Annotated in this window: 19 protein-coding genes; 9 read left to right on the top strand and 10 right to left on the bottom strand. The window is 34.7% G+C overall.

The annotated features are described in order from the left end of the window. Positions 1 to 148: 148 nt before the first annotated feature. The 6 genes from trmD (at position 149) to GWR14_RS14030 (ending at position 6133) form a co-directional block, all read left to right on the top strand. Complete coding sequence (trmD, locus tag GWR14_RS14005) at positions 149 to 823, top strand: tRNA (guanosine(37)-N1)-methyltransferase TrmD (protein ID WP_163409704.1); 675 nt, start codon at positions 149 to 151, stop codon at positions 821 to 823. Positions 824 to 998: 175 nt separating this feature from the next. Next, positions 999 to 1349, top strand: coding sequence for a 50S ribosomal protein L19 (gene rplS / locus GWR14_RS14010; RefSeq protein ID WP_163409705.1), 351 nt, complete (start codon positions 999 to 1001; stop codon positions 1347 to 1349). Between the two features lie 282 nt (positions 1350 to 1631). Then, positions 1632 to 3854, top strand: a complete 2223-nt coding sequence (locus GWR14_RS14015) for an NADP-dependent isocitrate dehydrogenase (RefSeq protein ID WP_163409706.1) — start codon at positions 1632 to 1634, stop codon at positions 3852 to 3854. Positions 3855 to 4014: 160 nt separating this feature from the next. Next, complete coding sequence (locus GWR14_RS14020; protein WP_163409707.1) at positions 4015 to 4605, top strand: TetR/AcrR family transcriptional regulator; 591 nt, start codon at positions 4015 to 4017, stop codon at positions 4603 to 4605. Between the two features lie 24 nt (positions 4606 to 4629). Then, the gene (locus GWR14_RS14025) at positions 4630 to 4857 is read left to right on the top strand and encodes a hypothetical protein (RefSeq protein ID WP_163409708.1); all 228 of its coding nucleotides are present in this window, start codon (positions 4630 to 4632) and stop codon (positions 4855 to 4857) included. Positions 4858 to 4864: 7 nt separating this feature from the next. Further along, a complete protein-coding gene (locus GWR14_RS14030) occupies positions 4865 to 6133 on the top strand; it encodes an MFS transporter (RefSeq protein ID WP_163409709.1) in 1269 nt (422 codons plus the stop codon). 72 nt (positions 6134 to 6205) lie between these two features. Here the strand turns inward: GWR14_RS14030 and GWR14_RS14035 are convergent, their stop codons facing one another. Together GWR14_RS14035 and GWR14_RS14040 are read right to left on the bottom strand one after the other, a co-directional pair. Continuing rightward, positions 6206 to 7741 (bottom strand): YifB family Mg chelatase-like AAA ATPase, encoded by a 1536-nt coding sequence (locus GWR14_RS14035; protein ID WP_163409710.1) that lies wholly within the window; start codon positions 7739 to 7741, stop codon positions 6206 to 6208. Between the two features lie 108 nt (positions 7742 to 7849). Continuing rightward, the gene (locus GWR14_RS14040; RefSeq protein WP_163409711.1) at positions 7850 to 8818 is read right to left on the bottom strand and encodes a Gfo/Idh/MocA family protein; all 969 of its coding nucleotides are present in this window, start codon (positions 8816 to 8818) and stop codon (positions 7850 to 7852) included. A 147-nt stretch (positions 8819 to 8965) separates the two neighbouring features. Between GWR14_RS14040 and GWR14_RS14045 the strand changes: the two genes are divergently transcribed. From GWR14_RS14045 to GWR14_RS14055, 3 genes are all read left to right on the top strand, one after another. Then, a complete protein-coding gene (locus GWR14_RS14045; RefSeq protein WP_163409712.1) occupies positions 8966 to 11962 on the top strand; it encodes an amidohydrolase family protein in 2997 nt (998 codons plus the stop codon). Between the two features lie 27 nt (positions 11963 to 11989). Continuing rightward, complete coding sequence (locus GWR14_RS14050; protein WP_163409713.1) at positions 11990 to 13297, top strand: amidohydrolase family protein; 1308 nt, start codon at positions 11990 to 11992, stop codon at positions 13295 to 13297. A 336-nt stretch (positions 13298 to 13633) separates the two neighbouring features. Continuing rightward, complete coding sequence (locus tag GWR14_RS14055; RefSeq protein ID WP_163409714.1) at positions 13634 to 14959, top strand: ammonium transporter; 1326 nt, start codon at positions 13634 to 13636, stop codon at positions 14957 to 14959. Between the two features lie 555 nt (positions 14960 to 15514). Here the strand turns inward: GWR14_RS14055 and GWR14_RS14060 are convergent. From GWR14_RS14060 to GWR14_RS14095, 8 genes are all read right to left on the bottom strand, one after another. Then, positions 15515 to 17608: a protein-disulfide reductase DsbD family protein gene (locus tag GWR14_RS14060; protein WP_163409715.1), complete on the bottom strand. Its 2094-nt coding sequence runs from the start codon at positions 17606 to 17608 to the stop codon at positions 15515 to 15517. Further along, positions 17608 to 18918, bottom strand: coding sequence for a tRNA lysidine(34) synthetase TilS (tilS, locus tag GWR14_RS14065; protein WP_163409716.1), 1311 nt, complete (start codon positions 18916 to 18918; stop codon positions 17608 to 17610). Before tilS ends, GWR14_RS14060 begins: the two co-directional genes overlap by 1 nt. Before the next feature lie 69 nt (positions 18919 to 18987). Then, positions 18988 to 20979: an excinuclease ABC subunit UvrB gene (uvrB, locus tag GWR14_RS14070; protein WP_163409717.1), complete on the bottom strand. Its 1992-nt coding sequence runs from the start codon at positions 20977 to 20979 to the stop codon at positions 18988 to 18990. Positions 20980 to 21046: 67 nt separating this feature from the next. Then, positions 21047 to 21985 carry an alpha/beta fold hydrolase gene (locus tag GWR14_RS14075; RefSeq protein WP_163409718.1) on the bottom strand — a complete coding sequence of 313 codons (939 nt, stop codon included), beginning with the start codon at positions 21983 to 21985 and terminating at the stop codon, positions 21047 to 21049. Positions 21986 to 22072: 87 nt separating this feature from the next. Further along, on the bottom strand, positions 22073 to 22303 hold the full coding sequence (locus GWR14_RS14080; RefSeq protein ID WP_163409719.1) for a uroporphyrinogen decarboxylase: 231 nt from the start codon (positions 22301 to 22303) through the stop codon (positions 22073 to 22075). Between the two features lie 80 nt (positions 22304 to 22383). After that, positions 22384 to 23334 (bottom strand): 23S rRNA (adenine(1618)-N(6))-methyltransferase RlmF, encoded by a 951-nt coding sequence (gene rlmF, locus GWR14_RS14085; protein WP_163409720.1) that lies wholly within the window; start codon positions 23332 to 23334, stop codon positions 22384 to 22386. A gap of 142 nt (positions 23335 to 23476) precedes the next feature. Next, positions 23477 to 24139, bottom strand: a complete 663-nt coding sequence (locus GWR14_RS14090) for a thiamine diphosphokinase (RefSeq protein ID WP_163409721.1) — start codon at positions 24137 to 24139, stop codon at positions 23477 to 23479. An 81-nt stretch (positions 24140 to 24220) separates the two neighbouring features. Continuing rightward, entirely contained in the window at positions 24221 to 24667 is a 447-nt protein-coding gene (locus GWR14_RS14095; protein ID WP_163409722.1) for a DinB family protein, read from the bottom strand. Positions 24668 to 24672 lie beyond the last annotated feature (5 nt).

The following is a 24672-nucleotide window of genomic DNA, read 5'->3' on the forward strand; positions in this document are numbered from 1 at the left end:
AATTACTCACTGATAATCAGAATATTAAAAACAAATAAAGTTAACTTATTATGTTTACATAATTTAATAGATATGTTAAATAATTATTGCCAAAAGACTCAATAGCATTATTTGTATCTTTGCACCACAAGAAAATTATCGAATAAAGATGCGAATTGACATTATTACTCTTTTACCTGAATTATTAAGAAGCCCTTTTGAGGCTTCGATTATGAAACGCGCCATTGACAAAGGTTTAGTCGAAGTACATTTTCACAATCTCCGTGATTATAGCACTAACAGACAAAAAAGTGTGGACGATTATCCGTTTGGCGGTGGTGCAGGAATGGTAATGACAATTCAGCCAATTGATGATTGTATTACACATTTAAAAAGTCAGCGCGAATATGATGAAGTGATTTACATGTCGCCTGATGGTGAAACTTTAAATCAGAAAATGGCAAATAAGATGTCTATGTATAAAAACATTATCATTTTATGCGGACATTATAAAGGTGTTGACCAAAGAGTTCGAGATCATTTTATTACAAAAGAAATATCTATTGGCGATTATGTATTATCGGGAGGAGAATTAGGCGCTTTAGTTTTATCAGATGCCCTAATTCGACTAATTCCAGGTGTTTTGAGCGATGAAACCTCAGCACTGACAGATAGTTTTCAGGATGATTTATTATCAGGACCTATATATACACGGCCTGCAGATTATAAAGGCTGGAAAGTCCCTGAAGTTTTAACCAGCGGTCATGCTGCCAAAATTGATAAATGGCGCGAGGATATGGCGTATGAGCATACAAAGAACAGGCGCCCGGATTTGCTTGAGTAAATTCCAAATTTTAAAAATTCCAAATCCCAATTAATCAACCAGTTAAAAAATTGAAATTTGGAATTTATTTTTATTGGAATTTATTTTTTTTGTCTAAATTTGCACCCGAATTTGACCAACCTCTGGCGAGATCCGTGAATGTTGTTCTAATATAAAAACCATAATTTAAATTATCATGGCAGATTTATTAAAATTCGTCCAAAACGAATTCGTTGCTAAAAAAGATTTCCCTGACTTCGGAGCTGGAGATACTATTACAGTTTTCTACGAAATTAAAGAGGGTGAAAAAACAAGAACTCAGTTTTTTAAAGGAGTTGTTATTCAAAGAAGAGGTTCTGGAGTTACAGAAACTTTTACTATTCGTAAAATGTCTGGTGCTATCGGAGTTGAGCGTATCTTCCCGGTAAACTTGCCAGCTTTACAAAAAATTGAAATCAACAAGAAAGGTGCTGTACGTAGAGCTAGAATTTTCTACTTCAGACAACTTACTGGTAAAAAAGCTAAGATTAAAGATAAAAGAAGATAATCATTTATCTCTTTGTTATAAAAAACTCGTTTCAGATAATTTGAAACGAGTTTTTTTTTATGGCTAATTTTTGAAATACCAAAACCGTAATTTTTCACTATTAAAATCATTGATTTGATAATTTAAAGACCCCGAAATAACAATCTGTTAAATTCTGGATTTATCCTTAAAACTAAACCGTTTTCGCACTGTTTTTACTATATTTGCTCCGCTCATTTTGAGCCGACTATACCTTTCACATTGTCACTATATGGCGATACGATTATAAAAAAAAAAAAAAAAATGACACAGAATTCAAAAATTTTTTACACCCTGACTGATGAAGCGCCATTATTAGCGACTTACTCTTTATTACCTATTGTTCAGGCTTTTACTTCTACAGCCGGTATCGCAATCGAAACCAGAGACATCTCTTTAGCAGGAAGAATTTTATCTAATTTTCCTGAATCATTAACAGATGCTCAAAAAACTGGAGATGCATTGGCAGAACTTGGACAATTAGCAACTCAACCAGAAGCAAACATCATTAAATTACCAAACGTTTCAGCATCTGTACCGCAATTAAAAGCGGCTATTGCTGAATTACAATCGCACGGATACAACGTACCAAATTTCCCGGAAGATCCGCAAAACGATGCTGAAAAGGAAATTAAAGCAAAATATGCAAAAGTTTTAGGTTCTGCTGTAAACCCAGTTTTACGTGAAGGAAACTCTGACCGTAGAGCACCAAGAGCAGTTAAAAACTTTGCAAAAGCAAATCCACACTCAATGGGCGCCTGGTCTGCTGACTCAAAAACTAAAGTAGCTTCTATGTCAGGCGGTGATTTTTACGGAAGTGAAAAATCATTAACTGTAAACGAAGCAAACGATGTAAAAATCGAATTTGTTGCTAAAGACGGAACTACAACTGTTCTTAAAGCAAGTACTCCACTTAAAGCAGGTGAAATTATTGACAGCTCTGTTTTAAGTGTTAGTAAATTAAAAGCTTTTGCTGCTGATGTAATCGCTGAAGCTAAAGCTGCAGGAGTTTTACTTTCTGTACACTTAAAAGCTACCATGATGAAAGTTTCTGACCCAATTATCTTTGGCGCTATCGTTGAAGTATATTTCGCAGATGTTTTCAAAAAATACGCTTCTTTATTTGCTGAATTAAACGTTGACACTAAAAATGGTTTAGGTGATATCTACGCTAAAATTGCCGGAAGACCTGAGCAGGCAGAAGTTGAAGCCGCTATCGATCAGGCTATAGCTAACGGACCAGCTTTGGCAATGGTTAATTCTGATAAAGGAATTACAAACTTACACGTTCCTTCTGATGTAATTGTTGATGCTTCTATGCCGGCAATGATCCGTACTTCTGGTCAAATGTGGAATAAAGAAGGAAAATCTCAAGATACATTTGCTGTTATTCCTGACCGTTCTTACGCTGGAGTTTATACTGCAACTATCGACTTCTGTAAAAAACACGGTGCTTTTGATCCAAAAACAATGGGAAGTGTTCCAAACGTTGGATTAATGGCTCAAAAAGCAGAAGAATACGGATCACACGACAAAACTTTCCAAATGAAAGCTGACGGGGTTGTTCGTGTTGTTGATACTAACGGAAATGTTTTAATGGAACAAAACGTTGAAGCAAACGATATCTTCAGAATGTGTCAGGCAAAAGACGCTCCTATTCAGGACTGGGTTAAATTGGCTGTAAACAGAGCTCGTTTATCTAATACTCCTGCTGTTTTCTGGTTAGACGAAAACAGAGCGCATGATAGAGAATTAATCGTAAAAGTTCAAAAATATCTTAAAGACTACGATACTACAAACCTAGATATCCGTATTTTAAACCCAATTGCTGCTACAGAATTCACTTTAGACAGAATCATCAAAGGTGAAGATACTATCTCTGTAACAGGAAACGTTTTACGTGACTACTTAACAGATTTATTCCCAATCTTAGAATTAGGAACTTCTGCTAAAATGCTTTCTATTGTTCCTTTAATGAACGGTGGAGGATTGTTTGAAACTGGTGCAGGAGGTTCTGCTCCAAAACACGTTGAGCAATTTACAGAAGAAGGATACTTACGTTGGGATTCATTAGGAGAATTTTTAGCTCTTGGTGCATCTTTAGAGCATTTAGGTCAAACTTTAGATAATTCTAAAGCGATTGTTTTATCTGAAACTTTAGATCAGGCAAACGATAAATTCTTAGCAAACGATAAATCTCCTGCTCGTAAAGTAGGACAAATTGACAACCGTGGTTCTCACTTCTATTTAGCATTCTACTGGGCTCAGGCTTTGGCTTCTCAGACAAAAGATGCTGAATTAAAAGCGATATTCACTCCAATTGCTGCTGAGTTTGAAGCTAACGAAGCTAAAATTGACGCTGAATTAATTGGTGCACAAGGTAAAGCTCAGAATATTGGTGGTTACTACCAGCCAACTCCTGAATTAGTGAGTAAAGCAATGCGTCCTAGCGAAACTTTCAATGCTATTATTGCTAAAATTGCATAATTAAAAAGCAATCTTATTTATATATTGAGAAAAGACAATCATTTCTGATTGTCTTTTTTTTATGCTTATTTTTTTCAGTCAAATAGTATAAAAAAAACACTTTATAAATAAGCGAACATTCATTTATATTTAATACTTTCGCATTATTAAAATACAATTTATGCGAACAAGAGACACAAACAAAGAAGACCTCGTTAAACAAAAAGCCATTGAAATACTGGTAAAGCTGGGAATTGAAGGTTTTGGAATGAACAGACTGGCAAAAGAATGTGGCGTCTCCGTTGCAACCCTTTATATTTATTACAATGACAAAGATGATCTCATAAAAAAGACAGGAATAGAAATTGGACAAAATTTCTTTAGCGAAATGACCAAAGGTTTTTTACCTACGATGTCTTTCAAGGAAGGATTGCGTAAACAATGGGAAAACAGAGCCAGATTTGCATTAAAACATCCATTAAAAGTTGCCTGTTGGGAGCTCCTAAGCCATTCCAGTTACAGGGAAAATATTTTAAATGAAAGCTTATCCGAATTTAAAGTTATAATGACCAACTTTTTTAACAACGCTATAGAAAAAAAAGAGCTTATCCCTATTTCCAAAGAAGTATTCTGGAGTATTGCCTACGGACCTCTTTATTCCTTATTACGTTTTGAAAATGAAGGAAAAAACTTTAGCGGAGCTCCTTTCAAACTTACCCAAAAAGCCACAGATGAAGCATTTGAACTGGTCATAAAAGCATTAACACCATAAATCAATTTTTAAATTAACCCTACCATGGAAAATATTATAAATAACATATTGATTTTTGCAACCAATATAAAAACCAAAAACGACAAAGAAAAAATAAGTACTGAATTAAATGAAAATCCTGAAATCATTCAGTGGAATATCGATCAGGAAGATATTGATTGTGTTTTGCGAATTGTAAGCGAAACAATATCTGAAGAACAGATAATCAATATCCTTAACAAACATAATTTTAATTGCACACCATTAGAATAAATCAAAAATGAAAAATCAAAATCAGGCAATACCTTTTACAGGTTATCAAAAATTTGCAGTTTTTATACTTGCTATTACTCAATTTACTGTAATTCTGGATTTTATGGTAATGTCTCCCTTGGGCGATATACTCATGAAATCCTTAAACTTAAAACCCGCTCCATTTGGACTAGTTGTTTCTGCCTATGCTTTCAGTGCAGGAATTTCAGGGCTTCTCACAGCAGGTTTTGCCGATAAATTCGACCGAAAAAAATTATTATTATTCTTTTATATTGGTTTTATTGGAGGTACCATTTTATGCGGTTTAGTTAACTCCTACCCTTTACTTGTAGCTGCCAGAATTGTTACAGGTTTATTTGGTGGTGTGATTGGCTCAATTTCTATGGCAATTGTAGCAGATTTATTTACACTTCAGCAACGTGGACGCGTAATGGGCTTTATACAAATGGGTTTTGGAGCAAGTCAAATTCTGGGTATCCCAATCGGTTTATACCTTGCCAATGCCTGGGGCTGGCACGCTCCTTTTTTATGGGTAGCGGGAATGGCTGCAGGAGTAGCAGCATTAATTGCAGTTAAATTAAAACCAATCAATGAGCACCTTGCCGTACAACAAGATAAATCTGCTTTTACACATTTAATACATACCATTCGTAAAAAAGAATACCGAATTGGATTTACAGCTACCGCTTTGCTTTCAATAGGTGGATTTATGATGATGCCTTTTGGAAGCGCTTTTGCCATTAACAACTTAAAAATCACACAGGAAGAATTGCCAATTATATTTATGATTGCAGGTTTATCAACCTTAGTCATAATGCCTGTAGTTGGAAAATTAAGCGACAAAATAGACAAATTCAGAATATTTGTTTACGCTTCTGTATGGACAATTGTAATGGTTGGTGTTTATACAAATCTTGGCGAAACCCCTCTTTGGCTGGTTGCTATTTTTAACGTACTGATGATGATGGGAGTAATGAGCCGTATGGTTCCTTCGACAGCACTGGTAACTTCTATTCCTGATATGCAGGACAGAGGTGCTTTTATGAGTATCAATTCATCTTTACAGCAAATTGCCGGTGGTATAGCTGCTGCTTTTGCAGGAACGATTGTAGTTCAAAAAAACAAATTTAGTCCGCTTGAGCATTATGACACATTAGGGTATATCATTATCGGAATCTCATTTATCACGATATTTCTTTTGTACCGTGTGAGTAAACTCATAAAAAAGAATGCTAAAGAAACTCCTCCAAACGTTGCGGTAATTCAGGAGATTTAATTCAGAAAAAATATCATTTTAGATTTAAGACAGCTTTTTAAGGCTGTCTTTTTTGTATAATTACGACCCTCTTTATCCCAACCAACCATCACGGTCCAAACTTCGATATTGAATTGCCTCGGCAATATGTGATGAAACTATTTTTGGAGCGGCATCTAAATCTGCAATGGTTCTGGCAACTTTTAAAATTCGGTCATAAGCTCTGGCTGAAAGATTCAAGCGTTCCATGGCAGTTTTTAGCAATTCTTTAGATTGTTCGTCAAGAACACAATACTCCCGAATTAATTTACTGCTCATTTGAGCATTGTAATGAATGTTGGCTAATTCTTCAAACCGGGCAGACTGAACTTCACGGGCCGAAGTTACCCTTTGTCTGATAGAAGCACTGCTCTCTGCTTTATTATCATCTGATAGTTTCTCGAAAGGTACCGGTGTTACTTCTATATGAATATCTATTCGATCTAATAAAGGACCGGAAATTTTACTCATATAGCGTTGCATTTCATGTGGAGAAGAAGTATTTGGCATTGAAGGATCATTAAAAAATCCGCTTGGGCTTGGATTCATACTTGCCACCAGCATAAAAGAGGAAGGATAAGTTACTGTAAATTTCGCTCTTGAAATCGTTACTTCTCTATCTTCCAAAGGCTGGCGCATAACTTCCAAAACATCTCTTTTAAATTCCGGCAGTTCATCCAAAAATAAAACACCATTATGTGCCATTGAAATTTCTCCCGGCTGAGGATAACTTCCTCCACCTACAAGAGCAACATTCGAAATAGTATGATGCGGACTGCGAAATGGTCTTTGATTCATTAATCCAACTTCTTTTAATTTACCGGCAACACTATGAATTTTTGTAGTTTCTAATGCCTCTCTCAACGTCATTGGAGGCAAAATACTTGGCAAACGTTTCGCTAACATTGTTTTTCCTGCTCCTGGCGGACCAATAAGAATGATGTTATGTCCCCCAGCAGCCGCAATTTCCATACAACGCTTAATACTTTCCTGACCTCTTACATCAGAAAAATCAAATTCAGGAAAATCTAAGGTTTTATAAAATTCTGCACGGGTATCAATAACAGTAGGTTCTAAAGTTCCTTTTCCCTCAAAAAAATCAATAACTTCCTGAACATTTTCAACTCCGTAAACATCTAATCCAGCAACGATAGCAGCTTCTTTTACGTTTTGCTTTGGAAGAAAAAAGCCTTTGTATCCCTCTTCCTTAGCTTTGATTGCAATAGAAAGCGCTCCGTTTATTGATTGTAAGCTCCCGTCTAACGAAAGTTCACCCATAATAATATAGCGGTCAATTTCTGCTGCTTTTATCTGATCTGAAGCTACCAGAATTCCGATTGCCAAAGTCAAATCGTAAGCAGAACCTTCTTTTCGCAAATCAGCGGGAGCCATGTTTATGGTTATTTTTTTGCCCGGCAAAGTATAACCGTTATTTTTAAGAGCCGCAGCTATCCTGTAACTACTTTCTTTTATGGCATTATCAGGCAAACCAACTAAATGATAACCAATTCCTTTATCCATATTCACCTCTACCGTTATGGTAGTAGCTTCCACTCCAAAAACTGCACTTCCAAAAACTTTAACCAGCATACTTTAATATCTTATTTGTAAATATTTTTTTTAACGCTGACAAAATAAATAAATATTTTAATAAAAAAAGTATTACAATTAAGAATTATTTTTTCTGATTAAAAAATTTTAATCAAATTCTAATTCAATCTGAATTTTTACATTTTCGACCATACTACTTAATTCTAAGCTATTTTGATGAGACCAAAGTTTACTCTCAATTTGATTATTTCTGATACATTCATGGCATTCGATTGCTTCATGCGCATAACCTTTTCCAATATTAGGAATATTGAATTTTTCCTTCTCTTCATTTTTTATAATCGAATAACCATCTGCCATAAACCACGGAGAATTAATTTCCATTCTTCCCAGAGAACCGCTAATCGTAGCTTTCATATCTGAATCAGAAACAAAACTCACATGCAAAATTGCCTGTGCCGACTGATATTGCAGCATCATACTAGTCTGCAAATCAACTCCGGTTTCATGATAAATAGATTTTGCCATAATCTCCATTGGAACACCAAGCATTAGATAGGAAAGAAACAACGGATAAACTCCAATATCAAAAAGCGCTCCGCCTCCTAATTTTTTATCTGTCATTCGATTTCCTTCCAGTTCATTTACATAAAAAGCAAAATCGGCATTAAGATACTTTACATCTCCTATTTCACCATTTTTTACTTTTGATAATACTTCCTTAATTGACGGAATGAAGCGTGTCCAGAATGCTTCCATGAAAAATTTATTATACTTTTTGGAAGCTTCCGTCATACGAACAGCATCTTCATATGACAGTGCAACAGGTTTTTCACATAAAACATGTTTACCATTCTGCATCGCTTTGATGGATAATTCAGCATGTGAATTGTGTGGCGTTGCTATATAAACAATATCAATTTCTTCATCTTCAAAAAGCACATTATAAGAACCATAAAATTTACTGCAATTGTACTTTGCTGCAAATTCACTTGCCTTTTCGATATCTCTGGAAGCTACAGCAGCCAACTCGGCTTCATTTATCAATTCTAAATCAGTCGCAAACTGATGAGCAATGTTACCCAAACCAATTATTCCCCATTTTATTTTATTCATATTTCCATCTATATAAACAGGCTTATTTATAAAGAGCCCAAAAGTTATTCGAAACTAAAGATAAGATTTTATGGATAAAATAGGAAAAATTAAAACTTGTAGGATTACATATATTTTATATTTTTATAACAAAATCCATACACACATATGAAAAAAACAATATTACTACTCTTCCTAAGCTTTTTTATAACAAAAATACAAGCTCAGGATTACTTTCCGGTTAACGAAAGTATACATAACAAAAACAACAATTATACGGTTTTCACAAACGCTGTGATCTACATCACACCAAAACAAAAAATTGAAAAGGGAACTTTAATTGTACAGAATGGTAAAGTTATTAATGTTGGTAACAATATCTCAATTCCAAAAAATGCAATTGTTATTAGCCTTGAAGGCAAAACAATCTATCCCTCTTTTATTGACATTTATACCAGTTTTGGAATTGAAAAGCCTAAACGCAACTTAACACCGGGAAGAGAAGATAATATTTATGACACAAAAAAAACTGGCCGTTATTGGAATGAAAGCATATTAACTGAATTAAACGGATATGAGACATTCAAATATGATCAGCCAAAAGCTGAGGAATTTTTAAAAGCAGGTTTTGGAGTTGTAGGAACCCATATTCATGACGGAGTTGCACAAGGGACAGGACTTTTGGTTGCTTTGAATAATACAGATGGTAAAAATCAAATTATTTCGAACAAAATAACTAATCATTTTTCTTTCAGCAGAAGTGCCTTAACAAATCAGGCGTACCCGAGTTCTTTAATGGGGTCGATGGCACTGCTTCGTCAAATGTATTTTGATTTGGATTGGTATAAAAAAGGAAATTCAGATACGAAAGATTTATCATTAGAAGCTTTGGCTGCAAATGAAAAACTAATCCAAATTTTCGCTTCAGAAGATAAACTAAATAGTCTTAGAGCTTCTAAAATAGCTAAAGAATTTGGTCTAAATTACATTCTGAAAGGAAGCGGAAATGAGTTTGAAAGAATTGAAGAAATTAAAAACACCAATTCAAAATTCATTATTCCAATCAGTTTTCCTGAAGCTTATGATGTTTCTAATCCGTATTTATCCAATCAGATAGAACTCGCTGATATGCGTTTCTGGAATCAGGCCCCTACCAATCCTAAAGTACTTTCTGATAACGGAGTCGCTTTTGCCCTGACAACTGACAAATTAAAAAAAACAGAAGATTTTAGAATTAATCTTTTAAAATCAATAAAATATGGTTTTGATAAAACAAAAGCTCTGGAAGCACTGACTACTGTTCCTGCTGCAATTTTAGGAAAAAGCAACGAAATCGGAAGCTTGAAAACCGGAAGTTTTGCCAATTTTATAATTACCTCGGGTGAAATATTTGACGAAAAAACAATTTTATACGAGAACTGGGTTCAGGGAAATAAATACGTTATAAACGATATCAATGCAAAAGACATTCGTGGCAATTACAATCTGACCATTGGAAATGAAACCTTAAAATGGAAAATCGACGGAACAGCAGAAGCTCCAAAATCCGAAATAACTACTGTGGGTGATAAAAAAGTAAAAAACACTTTTTCTGTTTCTAAAAACTGGATTTCACTTTTGATAAAATCCAATGATACTATAAAATCTAATTTTACCCGTTTAACCGGATTTGTAGAAAATGCTAATAATCTTTCAGGAAAAGGTGAATTATACAATGGAACTCAGGTAAACTGGACAGCTGTAAAAACATCTCCATTTGTAGCTATAAAAGATACTGTAAAACCAGAAAAACCAAATCCAATCATATCTACGACTTTTCCTAATATTGCTTTTGGAAATTCAAAAAAGTTAACAGCACAAACTTTACTCTTTAAAAATACAACGGTTTGGACCAATGAAAAAGACGGAATTTTAACAGAAACTGATGTTTTGATAAAAAACGGAAAAATCGTGTCTATTGGTAAAAATCTTTCAGATGCATCTGCAACAATTATTGATGCTAAAGGAAAACATCTTACCAGTGGAATTATTGATGAACATTCGCATATCGCCATCTCAAAAGGGGTAAATGAAATGGGGCATAATTCAACTGCCGAAGTCACCATTGAAGATGTAGTCAACTCAGAAGATATCAACATATACAGAGACTTAGCGGGAGGTGTGACTATTTCGCAATTATTACATGGTTCTGCAAACCCAATCGGTGGGCGCTCCGCTATCGTAAAATGGAAATGGGGGCTTTCTCCTGACGAAATGCTGTATAAAAATCAGCCTAAATTTATCAAATTTGCTTTGGGAGAAAATGTAAAGCAGTCCAATTGGGGACTTATTAACCCAACCCGTTATCCTCAGACCAGAATGGGAGTCGAACAGGTTTTTACAGACTATTTTCAGCGTGCCAAAGAATATGATGAAAACTGGAAAAAATTCAATGCTAATCCTAAAAAAGAAAAAGCGCCAAGAATTGACCTTGAATTACAAACACTGGCCGAAATCCTAAACAAAAAACGCTTCATTACCTGTCACTCTTATGTTGAATCAGAAATATTGATGCTAATGAGAGTTGCAGATAAATTCAATTTTAATGTGAACACTTTTACACATATCCTGGAAGGATATAAAGTTGCAGACAAGATGAAAGAGCATGGCGTTGGAGCTTCAACCTTTTCAGACTGGTGGGCATATAAATTTGAAGTAAATGATGCCATTCCTTTCAATGGGCCTATCATGCATAATGAAGGATTAGTTGTTGCCTATAACTCAGATGACGCAGAAATGTCCCGAAGGTTAAATCAGGAAGCTGCAAAAGCTGTAAAGTACGGCAACATTTCAGAAGAAGAAGCCTGGAAATTTGTAACCCTTAACCCTGCCAAACTATTACACATTGATGATAAAGTTGGAAGTATTAAAATTGGTAAAGATGCAGATGTAGTACTTTGGAACGACAATCCTTTATCCGTTTATGCTAAAGCAGAAAAAACAATTATTGAAGGCGTTGTTTATTTTGACATAGAAAAAGAGCTTGAAAAACAGGAAGCCATCACAAAAGAAAGAAATCAGTTAATCGGTCAAATGCTTCAGGAAAAAAACAAAGGAATGAGCACACAGGAACCAACAAAAAAAGAGAAAAAAGAATATCATTGTGACACTTTAGAACAATACTAAAGAGATTTCAAATAATAAGACAACATTATGATAGCTAAAAACATATATATAGTCCTGTTGGCTTTCTGTTCTACAATACAGATCAAAGCACAGCAGACTCCCGCGCCAAAACAAACAAAATCGATACTGATATTAAATGCTACGGCACATTTAGGAAACGGAAAAGTAATCGAAAAAAGCGCCATAGGCTTTAAAGAAGGTAAACTCACATTAGTAGCTGATGCTTCAACAATAAGACTTGCAGATAATGCTTATGACAGTACTATTGATGCTACAGGAAAACATGTTTATCCTGGTTTTATCGCTCCAAATTCTACTTTAGGACTTGTTGAAATTGATGCTGTAAAATCATCTGACGATCAGGAGGAAATTGGAAATATTAATCCTAATGTGAGAAGTATTATCGCTTATAATTCAACTTCAAAAGTTACGGAGACTGTTCGTCCAAACGGAATTTTAATAGCCCAAATAGTTCCTCGTGGAGGCAGAATTTCCGGAACATCCTCAATTGTCCAGCTGGATGCCTGGACATGGGAAGATGCTACGATAAAAGAAAATGACGGAATCCATTTAAATTTCCCATCAGGGTTTAGAAGAACCGGTAACTGGTTTGAACCCGGAATAATTGAACCAAACAAAGATTATGCAGCACAGGTTAACGAAATAAATACTTTTTTAATTAATTCTAAAGCTTATTTAGGAGATGCTTCAAAAGAAAGGAACCTGATTTTCGAATCCACAAAAGGCCTTTTTGATGGCTCACAAATCTTGTTCATCCATGCTGATGAAGAAAAACAAATTACGGATGCAATCCAGTTAGCGCAAAGCAACGGAATAAAAAAAATCGTTATTGTAGGAGGCTTTGAAGCTTATAAAACTGCTGATTTATTACAAAAAAATAATATTGGAGTTCTTTTAAGACGTGTCCATGATATGCCAACAAGTGATGATCAGGATGTAAGAGCTCCTTTTAAAATGGCTAAGATTCTAACCGACAAAGGAATTTTGGTGGGACTTGAAAATAGCGGAGACAACGAACGCATGAATACCCGCAATTTACCATTTTTAGCAGGAACCTGTGCTGCTTACGGACTTGATAAAGAAAAAGCATTACAATTAATAACTTTAAATACAGCACAATTATTAGGTATCGATACATTCTGTGGCTCTTTAGAAACGGGAAAAGATGCCACTTTATTTATTTCTGAAGGAGATGCCTTAGATATGAGAACTAATCAGCTTACGCATGCTTTTATCCAGGGAAGAGCTATAAGTCTTGAAACACATCAGACTAAACTGAATAAAAAATACAAAGAAAAATACGGTCAGAAATAGCAAAACATTTTCACAAAAAGGCATCATTGGAATCATCATTCGATGCCTTTTTTCATTAATTATTTAATGTTTTTCAAAAAACACAACAAATAATATCGTAATCAGCTTTAAAACCAAAATTATTTTCATGTTTTTTCCTATAAAACAAAAATAAAATAGATTTTCACAATAATTCGGATTGATAAATTACAAATTTTAAGTCATTTTTAACCAATAGGTGTAAAACTAAGGGGGTGTAAAATGAAAAATTAACAAAAATTAAACATTGAACACTATTTTTATTGGGGGTATTAAATGATTTTATACTTTTATCAAAATTTTTAAAACTAAATAACTATGCGAAAAATTATTTTAAGTGTGATCCTCATCACAATTTTGTTACTATCCATTTTCTCTATCTCATTTGTTGCTGAATCCAAAACATTAGGTGCTCATGTTGTCGAATTGAAAATGGACACAGGAGATACTGCATGGATGGTTGTTGCAACTGCTTTTGTATTATTAATGACTCCAGGTTTAGGTTTCTTCTACGGAGGTATGGTTGGTAAGAAAAACGTAATTAGTACCATGCTGCAAAGTTTTATGGCAATGGTAATCGTTACTATTCTATGGGTAGTTATTGCATTTGGATTGTGTTTTGGTCCATCAATAGGCGGATTCATAGGAGATCCTACTTCAAATATTTTCTTCCAGGGTGTTAGTGCCAATACCGCATGGGAATTAGCTCCTACAATCCCTTTTATCCTTTTTGCATTGTTTCAGGCAAAATTTGCTATCATTACGCCTGCATTAATAACAGGAGCCTTTGCTGAACGTGTACGTTTCTGGGCTTACTTATTATTCATGGTTTTATTCATATTATTAATTTACGCTCCATTATGTCATATGACATGGCATCCTGATGGAATGTTCTTCAAATGGGGAGTTTTAGATTTCGCTGGTGGAACAGTAGTACACATGAGTGCTGGTTGGGCTGCATTAGCAGGAGCTATCTTCTTAGGAAAACGTAAAGTTCAAAAAGTAAATCCTGCAAGAATTACTTATGTATTATTAGGAACAGGTTTATTATGGTTCGGATGGTTTGGTTTCAATGCAGGTTCTGCAGTTGGAGCTGGAAGCCTTGCTGCTCAGGCTTTAGGAACTACAACTGTTGCAGCTGCTTCTGCGGCAATGGCTTGGGTATTCCTTGATAAAATCTTAGGTCACAAATTATCTGCTATGGGTGCTTGTATCGGTGCTGTTGTAGGATTGGTAGCTATTACGCCTGCTGCTGGTTTTGTATCTATCCCTCACGCATTAGCAATTGGTATCATCGCTGCTGTAATTAGTAATATTGTTGTTAGTAAATTCCCTAAAGGAAAAATTGACGATGCTCTTGACGTTTTTGCATGCCACGGTGTTGGTGGAATGGTAGGAATGTTGTTAACAGGAGTATTTGCTTCTAAAAGTGTAAACTCAGTTGTGGGTGACAACGAAGGTTTAATCTTTGGTGATGCTACTCTATTCCTTACTCAATTAAAAGCTTTGGTAATCGTTTCTATATTTGCTTTTGTAAGTTCTTATATTTTGTTCTTCATCGTTAACAAAATTACTCCTCTAAGAGTTACTGAAGAAAAAGAAGAATTAGGATTAGATATTTCTCAACACGGAGAATTCTTATAAGATATTAAAACAACCAAAACCAAAATAGAAAATCCCTCTAAGTTTTAGCTTAGAGGGATTTTTGTTTGAATTAATTTCAACCTTAAAAGATACTTATTATTTTACAATCTAAAGCCATACACTAAATTCTTACTTTCCAAGATAGTCAATCTGTAAATATTTCCTCTAAATGATTTTTCAATCAGCTGTCAATATAAAATCTATCATTTTAAGATCAATTTTACACATCAGATTAGTTAAAGAAACCAGGATTGGAGATTATTAAACAGCACAACAATTAAATTTATTCATGTAAAAACAAATAAATAAGAATGTATAAATTGGGGTAAATGCTGATACTAAAAAGTTAATTACATTACATTCTATTCTAAATAGAATAATATAAAAGACTATATATTCTGAAGCGTCCTAAACACTTTAATAAAGTAAAAATAGCATCAACAACAGCAAAGTGTCGATTTTTTATTAAAAAAATAAGCCACAGATTAAAGCTTTTACAAATATCATTCATATAAAAAATCCATTTGTATCTTTTAATCTGTGGCAAAAAATGTTTTATTTAAAATTCGAAATTCCTTCTTTCAGCCATTGTAAATATTCTTCAGTTGGAACATAACTAATTGTCGGTTTTGATCTGTTCAGATTATTTCCTTCTAAATCTGTTATAACGTATAAAGGCTGTGTATTGGTTTTATATTTCGAAATCATAAAATCGGTCCATTTATCACCAAAAGTTTCAATTTCATCTCCAGCGGCAGTTTTAAATTTCTCGCTTTCCGGTAATTCTCTTTTATCATCAACATAAAGCGAAATAACTACAACTTCATTTTTTAAGATTGGCAATACACTTTCGTCAGACCAGACATTATTTTCCATCTTTCTGCAATTCACACAGGCATATCCCGTAAAATCAAGCATAATTGGCTTATTGATTGATTTTGCATATGCCAGACCGTCCTCATAATCATGGAAAACTACAATTCCGTGTGGACCTAATTCGGCTCCTTTTGGCAAACCGCTTTCTGAAGCAGCATTTCCCTTACCTGATCCCCCTACTCCAAACGGACTTTCGCTATATGTTGGCGGAGGCGGAAAAGCACTGATTAATTTTAATGGCGCACCCCAAAGTCCCGGAATTAAATAAAATGTAAATACAAGCGTAAGCAATCCTAAATATAATCTTCCTACTGAAATATGCTGTAGCGGACTATCGTGCGGTAATGTAATTTTTCCAAATAAATAAAGTGACAGAGCTGCAAAAATAGCAATCCAAATGGCGATAAAAACTTCTCTTTCTAAGAAATGCAACTGCAAAACCAAATCAGCATTTGATAAAAATTTAAAAGCCAAAGCCAACTCTAAAAATCCTAAGACCACTTTTACTGTATTTAACCATCCTCCTGATTTTGGCAAAGAGTTTAACCACCCAGGAAACATTGCAAATAACATAAACGGAAGTGCCAATGCAGATGAAAATCCTAACATTCCAACAATTGGAGCAATTCCTCCATTTGAAGCTGCTTCAACCAATAAAGTTCCAACAATTGGCCCTGTACATGAAAAAGATACAATTGCCAAAGCCAAAGCCATAAATAATATTCCGATAATCCCGCCTCTGTCTGCTTGTTGATCTGCTTTGTTTGCCCATGAATTCGGAAGCATAATTTCAAATGCCCCTAAAAATGACGTCGCAAAAACAATCAGTATCACAAAGAAAATCAGGTTAAACCAAACATCTGTTGACAGCGCATTCAAGGCATCAGCGCCAAATATTTTTGTCACTATTAATCCTAAAATCACATAAATAGCAATAATTGACAATCCGTAGATAATGGCATTACGAATACCTTTTGCCCTGCTTTTACTTTGTTTTGTAAAAAAACTCACAGTCATTGGAATCATTGGAAAAACACAAGGTGTCAATAATGCCGCAAAACCCGATAAAAACGCAATAAAAAAGATAGACCATAAACTTCTTGCCGGAGTGGGCTTTTGTAAATCGTCTATAACTTTTGCCGTTACATTATCTATTTTTTCTAACTTAATTACTTTAGAATCTGCTACTTTTTCTACTGTATCAATAGACAACCCTTCTCGTTTAGTTTCATCTAATTTAGATTCCGTTACAGCTGGAATAGCCTCCGTTTTAAACGTTGACGGAACAGCTATTGAGAATTTTTTATTTGAATTGATACAAACTTCTTTACAAGTCTGAAAATCAAACTCAACCTCAACTGTTTTTAAGTTTGGATTGATGACCTTGATTTCCTGCTCAATATGAGCTTTTCCTTCAAAATAAGTTTCATTTACTTCAAAAATATCGTTGTAAGATGTTTTAGTTTTACCTTCTTTAGCTTTACCAACTAAATCGTAATTCCCTTTTTGGTTTTTAAAAGAAATTTCCAATGCCAAAGGACCTCCTTCGGGAGTGAATTGCGAATACATGTGCCAGTCTTTTTCAATTACGGCATCAAAAATTAGGACAGCATTGCTTCCTTCTTTTTTCTCAATTTTAGCAATCCATTTAACGGGTTCTAAAACCTGAGTATTACTTTTTGCAAAAGCAAAAAAGAAAAACAGTAAAAATAAAATGGATTTACTCCAGAAACTTCTTGGCGTTATAGCCTGATGGAATTGATTAAAGTTCATTATTGCAGTTCTATTTTAAGTATGTTATTTGTGGTCTTTTCTATTTTAAATCGCTCATCCTGCCTAATCCCAACGATCCAAACAATTTGATCGCCTGAACATAATAACCAACTGTTTTCTTTTTCTATCAGAGACAACTTCTCATCCTTAAAAAGCTTGCTTATTTTTTTCTTCTTTCCATTCATTCCAAAAGGCTGAAACGAATCGCCTTCTTTCCATTTTCGCAAAACCAGCGGGTACTGAATTTTTTCAGCATCCACAAATATAACTTTATTTGAATCTAAACTTATGTGACTAACGTTACACAGCTTCAACTTTAAGGGAAAATTAACGTCCTGATCGTTTTCATTAATTTCAAACTCCTCTTTTTCTGGTGTTTCAGCAATCGGACTCAATATCAGTGTATCTCTGTTTTTCAACAATCGAAACTCTGCTGAAAACACCTGTTTTCCTGATTGTCCGTCTACTAAATCATAAATATCATTCCATGCCAGAAATCCAAATTCCTTCAGCCATTGATACAAATACGATCGATAATTCGGTAATTTTTTAAGCTGATTTAAATCAAAATGTATCTCTTCACCTTTTTCTTTTGCTACCTGCTGGTAAATCATGATTGAAGCATCTTCGGCCATTTCATTAGATTCCTGCAAATAAGATTGCGTTTTTTGAAAAGCATTCAGGAAATTAGGATTGATTTCCTTTAAAACAGGAACCAAATCATGACGAATCTTGTTTCGCAGGTATTTATTTGAAGAATTGCTGCTGTCTTCGCGCCATTCAATACTATTATCTTTGGCATAATTCAGGATTTCTTGCCTTGAAAAAGGCAAAAGCGGCCGGATAATTCTATCATTCTGTTCGGGAATCCCAACAAGGCCGTCCAATCCCGTCCCACGGCTTAGATTAATAATAAACGTTTCCAGATTATCATCAGCATGATGAGCAGTCAGAATATAATCGAATTTATGAATTTCTAATAGTTCATAAAACCAATTGTATCGCAATTCACGGGCTGCTATCTGGGTAGAAAGTTTGTAGTCTTTTGCAAAAGCTTCGGTGTCAAACCGGGTTGTAAAAATGGAAACATTATTTCCTTCGCAATAATTTCGAATAAAATCTTCATCGCCAAAACTTTCTAATCCGCGAAGCTGAAAATTACAATGCAAAACCGCAATTTCATATTCTAATTGCTGAAATAAATGCAGCAAAACCATACTGTCCAGTCCCCCACTAACAGCAAGAAACAGTTTTTTATTTTCCAGAAACGGAAATCTTGCCGAAATATGATTTTTAAAATTTGAAAGCATCTGTAAAATTAAAAGATGAATATTTTTAAGGACTTTAAAATTAAGTTTTTTAAAAGAAACTGAAGAATTCTAAGAAAGCTGATCCTGTAATTTTTTAATATCGTCACGCAATTTGGCAGCCTGCAAAAAGTCCAGTTCTTTTGCTGCTTTTTCCATTGATTTACGCTTTTCTCGAATTAATTTTTCTAATTCAGGTTTCGATAAATAGGCTGTCTCTGGTTCGGCAGCAGCAGGTAAAGTATGCCCCAATTCATATTCAACTAATGGATTTTTGGTAAAAGCACTTTCGATTTTTTTGTTTAATGCCTGTGGTGTTATACCGTTTGCTGTATTAAAATTAATTTGTTTGGTTCTACGATAATTGGTTTCATCTATAGTTTTCTGCATACTCGCTGTAATTTTATCAGCATACATAATCGCTTTTCCGTTTATATTTCTGGCTGCACGACCAATAGTCTGGGTTAAAGATCTGTGATTACGAAGAAAACCTTCCTTATCGGCATCAAGGATTGCAACCAGTGAAACTTCCGGTAAATCCAGTCCTTCACGAAGCAAATTGACTCCAATCAACACATCAAAAAGACCTTTTCGTAAATCCTGCATAATTTCGATACGCTCCAAAGTATCCACTTCAGAATGAATATAACGACAACGAATATTAACTTTAGTCAAATATTTAGCTAATTCCTCTGCCATTCTTTTGGTCAGGGTAGTTACCAGAACCCTTTCATCTAATTCGCAACGAACCTGAATTTCTTCAATTAAATCATCAATCTGATTCAAACTTGGACGAACTTCGATAGTTGGATCTAATAATCCGGTTGGACGGATAATCTGTTCTACATAAATACCATCTGATTTTTGCAATTCGTAATCGGCGGGAGTTGCAGACACATAAACAACCTGATTTTGCATGGCTTCGAATTCTTCAAATTTCAATGGGCGGTTGTCCATTGCTGCAGGTAAACGAAAACCATATTCTACCAGATTTTCTTTTCTGCTTCGGTCTCCTCCATACATGGCGTGTACCTGCGAAACTGTTACGTGACTCTCGTCAATAACCATTAAATAATCACTTGGAAAATAATCCAGTAAACAGAAAGGTCTTGTTCCGGCTTCTCTTCCGTCGAGGTAGCGGGAATAATTCTCAATTCCGGAACAATATCCCAATTCGCGAATCATTTCCAGATCAAAATTGGTTCTTTCTTCCAGACGTTTGGCTTCAAGATGTTTTCCTATTTCCTTAAAATAGTCAACTTGTTTTACCAAATCCTGTTGAATTTCCCAAATGGCACCCTGTAATACTTCCGGTGAAGTCACAAACATATTGGCAGGATAAATAGTCAGTCTTTTAAATTTTTCTATTACCTGAGAAGTTTTTACATCAAAGGATTCAATTTCTTCGATTTCATCTCCAAAAAAATGAATTCGATACGCATCATCGGCATAACTTGGGTATACTTCTACAATATCACCTTTTATTCTGAAAGTTCCGGGGTTAAAATCTGCTTCTGTTCTGGCATATAAACTTTGTACCAGACTGTGCAATAATTTAGTTCTGGAAATAACCTGATCTCTTGTGATTTCAATTACGTTTTTTTGAAATTCCACAGGGTTTCCAATACCGTACAAACAAGAAACCGAAGCAACTACTAAAATATCCCTTCGTCCGGAAAGCAATGAAGAAGTTGTGCTCAAACGCATTTTTTCCAATTCTTCATTGATAGATAAATCTTTTTCAATAAAAACCCCTGTTACCGGCATAAAAGCTTCCGGCTGATAATAGTCATAATAGGATACAAAATATTCTACCGCATTGTTAGGGAAAAACTGTTTGAATTCTGAGTATAACTGAGCAGCCAAAGTTTTATTATGTGCCAAAACCAAAGTAGGCTTCTGTACTTCCTGAATCACGTTGGCCATTGTAAATGTTTTACCTGACCCCGTTACACCTAATAAAGTTTGATATTTTTCGCCATCAACAATACCTTGTGAGAGTTTTTGGATTGCCTGAGGCTGATCTCCTTTTGGACTATATTCTGAGGATACCTGAAAATTCATTTCGAACTATGAAAAGATTAGTTTGTAAAGATACAAAGTTTGAATGCTATTAAGTGTTAAGTTCTTCTTATTCTAAAAAGTCAATCATGGCATCATTCACAATTTTTGTCTGATCAATACTCAAAAAATGACCTGCATCTTTGATTATTTTAGTCTTGCTGTTTGGTAGAAATTCTTTTGCTTTTTCCAGACTCTCTTCAGAATTAATAACATCTTTGTCTCCAATAAGCACTAAAACCGGATTTTTTATAAATTTTAATTCATCATTAGAAAAAGGCATCATCTTCAACATGCTTGAATTTGATTTTGCGTACTTATTAGCCAGATAGAATTGTCTTTTGTAAACAGGACTAATTTTTTCCGGATGAGTTGAAAAAGTTTCCAGTGTTTTTCCGAATTTCTTTTCACTTGGAAAAAGTTTCAGCATTAATGCAGAGGATGTTTTACCCACTTTATCAATGAATTTAAAGGTCTGTGCCGGGCTTAACAGCACTATTTTATCAATTGAATTTTCTTTCTGAACCGCCAATAACATTGTAATCCATCCACCACGGGAAGCCCCCACAATGTCAAACTTCTTTAATTTGTAATATGCGAAAATTTCATTGTACCAGATTACAATTTCTTCTTTCGAGAGCGGTTTGGCAGTGAGATTAGATTTTCCGGGTTCCATTATGAAATCAATCGCATATATTCGATGATTTTTTGCCAAAACCTTAATGTTCGGATACCACATGGTTGAGCTGGCATCCATTCCGTGCAGCAATACCAGATCTTTTCCGTTTTTTGGACCTGCAATAATCACATGTGCTGTTCCAAAGCTGGTTTTAACGTTTTCTTCGGTATACGGAACGTCCCAAAGTTTTAAGGCTTTATCGTATGAACTCAGATAATTTTGTTTTTCTTTTTTGGTATGAAAAACATAGTCGTCAAATTTTGCTTTTTTAGAAGAAGCGCACCCAAAAAGCAAAAACAAAAGCACCAGATTAAGAACTTTTCTTGTCATAATCGTTTATTAATTTACTTTAAAGTTACAACAATCCCTTCTCAAAAGAGTTCCAGAATTTTAGTTCAAAATATCATAATTTTAATTTTATGATTTTCTTATAGTAAGATGATAAATTTGCACAAAGGCTAAAATGGCATTCGGAATAATGACTGGTAATAGCCATTGATTGATATCCCTGAAATCTTTTAAAAAGATGCCATAAACTACAAAACAGATACAGCCAAAAAGATTGATAAACCGAATTGTTCTGAGATCTTTGAGCAAAAAACCTCCTACTATAAAAACTGATGCGAGATAACCTATATATTCTGCCATAGTTCTGATATTAAATAGTTTACACTAAATATAGAAAAAGCTAATTACAAAATCAAGATTTGACCCTGAAAATCAATCATTTAAACAAACCACTTATTTTGCTCAGGTTTATTCAAAAAAGTCCACGCAACAATCCGGCTTATTTTTTGACCTTGCGCCATATCGATTGTTTTAACTTCGGCAGCGTTTACTTTTTTTAAGGTTTTGTAAATAGATGAGAGATTCTCTTTTTTAGAAACCAGGGTTGTAAACCATAAACATTGTGAAGCATATTTTACACTTTCGTAAATCATTTGGGTTATAAAACCAATTTCACCACCATTGCACCACAATTCGGCATTTTGTCCTCCGAAATTTAAAACAGGATTGGTGTTTTTCTTTTCTTTCGGATTTAGGTTAGAGATTTTTCGGGAAGTACTTTTATTCGCTTCTTCTGCCGATGCATGAAAGGGCGGATTACACATGGTAAATGTAAAACGGTCTTCTGGTATAATAATGTTTTTGAAAATAAAACGGGATTCTGTTTGTTGCTGTAAACTGATTGCTTCAATCAATTTTGGATTGGCTTCGATAATTTTACTACAATTTTCGATTGCCTTTTTATCAATATCTGTTGCGACAAAACTCCAGTCGTAAATTGCATTCCCTAAAATTGGGTAAATGCAATTAGCTCCGGTTCCTATATCCAGTCCTAGAACTGAAGAACCTAAAGAAATATTTCCGTTGTTGGTTTCAGCTAGTAAATCTGCTAAATAATGAATATAGTCTGCTCTTCCCGGAATGGGAGGACAAAGGTAATTTTTAGGAATATCCCAATTTTGGATATCGTAATAGGTTTGCAGCAAAGCTTTATTGAGCGTTTTTACAGCAATTGGATTACTGAACTCAATGGTTTCGATTCCGTGTTTGTTTATGGAAACAAAAGGCTTTAACTCCGGACAATTTGAAATAAGAAATTCGAAATCATAACGGGAACGGTGTAGATTTCGTGGATTCAAATTGTTTTTATCAGAATTGTCTGCTGCTTTCATTTTGTGGATTTGAGGACAAAGATAGTCATTCCTTTTTTAGAAAAAGTTCATATAAAAACTGCAGTCCTAGCCCTGATGGAAGCGGCATCCTTTTGTGGTGGGGTTCACCACAAAAGATACAGCGAACAGCAGGTATTAGCTCCTAATCAAAACACTCCATTAAGAGCAAATCGCCTTCACGATGTGTTATTGTTACAATTCCGTCTTTTTCAACCGAGTTACTACTTCCTGTTCTGTACCCCATTGTAAGCGTGTCATCCTGCAATTCATATTTTAAATTGTTCGAAAAAATACCGTTTACAACACCAATTGGAATAAGCGAAACCGGTGTTTGCGCAGTGTACCATTTTTCGAATTTATTGGGCAGCAAAAATATTTTAGAATGATCGTCAAGAATAACGATTTTAAGTAAATCCCGATAACGAACAATTTGTGTAAGGTTTGTTATGGTATGATCGGCACGTTTTCCGGTAGCCCAAACTACATTAACGGCCGGAATTTTTCTTTCGATAAGATAATCAAATGCTTTTTCGAGATCTGTTTTTTCCTGATCTTCTGTATGCACAATTTCTATTGGATATTGCTTTGCTTTATAGATTTCCGGGTCGAAACCACGATCAAAATCACCTAAAAGCACGTCAACTTTTATCCCTAATTCAATTACACGCTCAATTGCCGAATCAAGTACAATTACGAGCGGAGACCATTCGAGCAGCTGCCCCAATAATTCGGGACTACAGGCAGCTCCGTTGGCAATAATTAATGCTGGTTCCTGATCGTCGCGGACTATATGATGTGATGACATGCTGAGTTTTTTTGAATGCTTTGCAAAGGTACGGCTACTATTTTAGATTTCAAATTACAGACTTTTTTAGTTTGTATCGAATTAAAAATCCAGCAATCGTCTATGATAATTGATTTGTCCGAGATGGTAAGCCAAATGTGTGGAAAGATGAATTAAAAAGAATCCTGTTGTCATCTCCTTTTCGAATACAATTTGCGGATAAATAACTTCTAAATCCGTTTCACTTAACGAATCAAGTACTCTATTTATCACCAGGATAGTTTCATCAATTTTACTGATTAATTGGTCTTTCGGAATATCTTTTTCCGAAAATTCCAAAGGACGATTGCGAATATAACCTGTTTTTCCAAGTTCGGCTCCAATATAAGTATTGAGATTGCCAATTAAATGCAGACAAAGATTTCCTGCCGAATTAGAAATACTTTTATCAATTACCCAAAGCTGTCCTTCGTTTTGGTACGCTTCGATTTCATCTTTTAATTTGTTCAGGTCCCGGTTAAAGAGTGATTTCAGACTTTCTATTACCATGTTTT

Origin of the sequence: Flavobacterium ajazii (assembly GCF_010614725.1) — a bacterium.
Lineage (GTDB): Bacteria > Bacteroidota > Bacteroidia > Flavobacteriales > Flavobacteriaceae > Flavobacterium > Flavobacterium ajazii.

Bases quoted from the DNA above. Each gene is read 5' to 3' on its own strand.
- trmD (WP_163409704.1), top strand. From the start codon at position 149: ATGCGAATTGACATTATTACTCTTTTACCTGAATTATTAAGAAGCCCT.
- rplS (WP_163409705.1), top strand. From the start codon at position 999: ATGGCAGATTTATTAAAATTCGTCCAAAACGAATTCGTTGCTAAAAAA.
- GWR14_RS14015 (WP_163409706.1), top strand. From the start codon at position 1,632: ATGACACAGAATTCAAAAATTTTTTACACCCTGACTGATGAAGCGCCA.
- GWR14_RS14020 (WP_163409707.1), top strand. From the start codon at position 4,015: ATGCGAACAAGAGACACAAACAAAGAAGACCTCGTTAAACAAAAAGCC.
- GWR14_RS14025 (WP_163409708.1), top strand. From the start codon at position 4,630: ATGGAAAATATTATAAATAACATATTGATTTTTGCAACCAATATAAAA.
- GWR14_RS14030 (WP_163409709.1), top strand. From the start codon at position 4,865: ATGAAAAATCAAAATCAGGCAATACCTTTTACAGGTTATCAAAAATTT.
- GWR14_RS14035 (WP_163409710.1), bottom strand. From the start codon at position 7,741: ATGCTGGTTAAAGTTTTTGGAAGTGCAGTTTTTGGAGTGGAAGCTACT.
- GWR14_RS14040 (WP_163409711.1), bottom strand. From the start codon at position 8,818: ATGAATAAAATAAAATGGGGAATAATTGGTTTGGGTAACATTGCTCAT.
- GWR14_RS14045 (WP_163409712.1), top strand. From the start codon at position 8,966: ATGAAAAAAACAATATTACTACTCTTCCTAAGCTTTTTTATAACAAAA.
- GWR14_RS14050 (WP_163409713.1), top strand. From the start codon at position 11,990: ATGATAGCTAAAAACATATATATAGTCCTGTTGGCTTTCTGTTCTACA.
- GWR14_RS14055 (WP_163409714.1), top strand. From the start codon at position 13,634: ATGCGAAAAATTATTTTAAGTGTGATCCTCATCACAATTTTGTTACTA.
- GWR14_RS14060 (WP_163409715.1), bottom strand. From the start codon at position 17,608: ATGAACTTTAATCAATTCCATCAGGCTATAACGCCAAGAAGTTTCTGG.
- tilS (WP_163409716.1), bottom strand. From the start codon at position 18,918: ATGCTTTCAAATTTTAAAAATCATATTTCGGCAAGATTTCCGTTTCTG.
- uvrB (WP_163409717.1), bottom strand. From the start codon at position 20,979: ATGAATTTTCAGGTATCCTCAGAATATAGTCCAAAAGGAGATCAGCCT.
- GWR14_RS14075 (WP_163409718.1), bottom strand. From the start codon at position 21,985: ATGACAAGAAAAGTTCTTAATCTGGTGCTTTTGTTTTTGCTTTTTGGG.
- GWR14_RS14080 (WP_163409719.1), bottom strand. From the start codon at position 22,303: ATGGCAGAATATATAGGTTATCTCGCATCAGTTTTTATAGTAGGAGGT.
- rlmF (WP_163409720.1), bottom strand. From the start codon at position 23,334: ATGAAAGCAGCAGACAATTCTGATAAAAACAATTTGAATCCACGAAAT.
- GWR14_RS14090 (WP_163409721.1), bottom strand. From the start codon at position 24,139: ATGTCATCACATCATATAGTCCGCGACGATCAGGAACCAGCATTAATT.
- GWR14_RS14095 (WP_163409722.1), bottom strand. From the start codon at position 24,667: ATGGTAATAGAAAGTCTGAAATCACTCTTTAACCGGGACCTGAACAAA.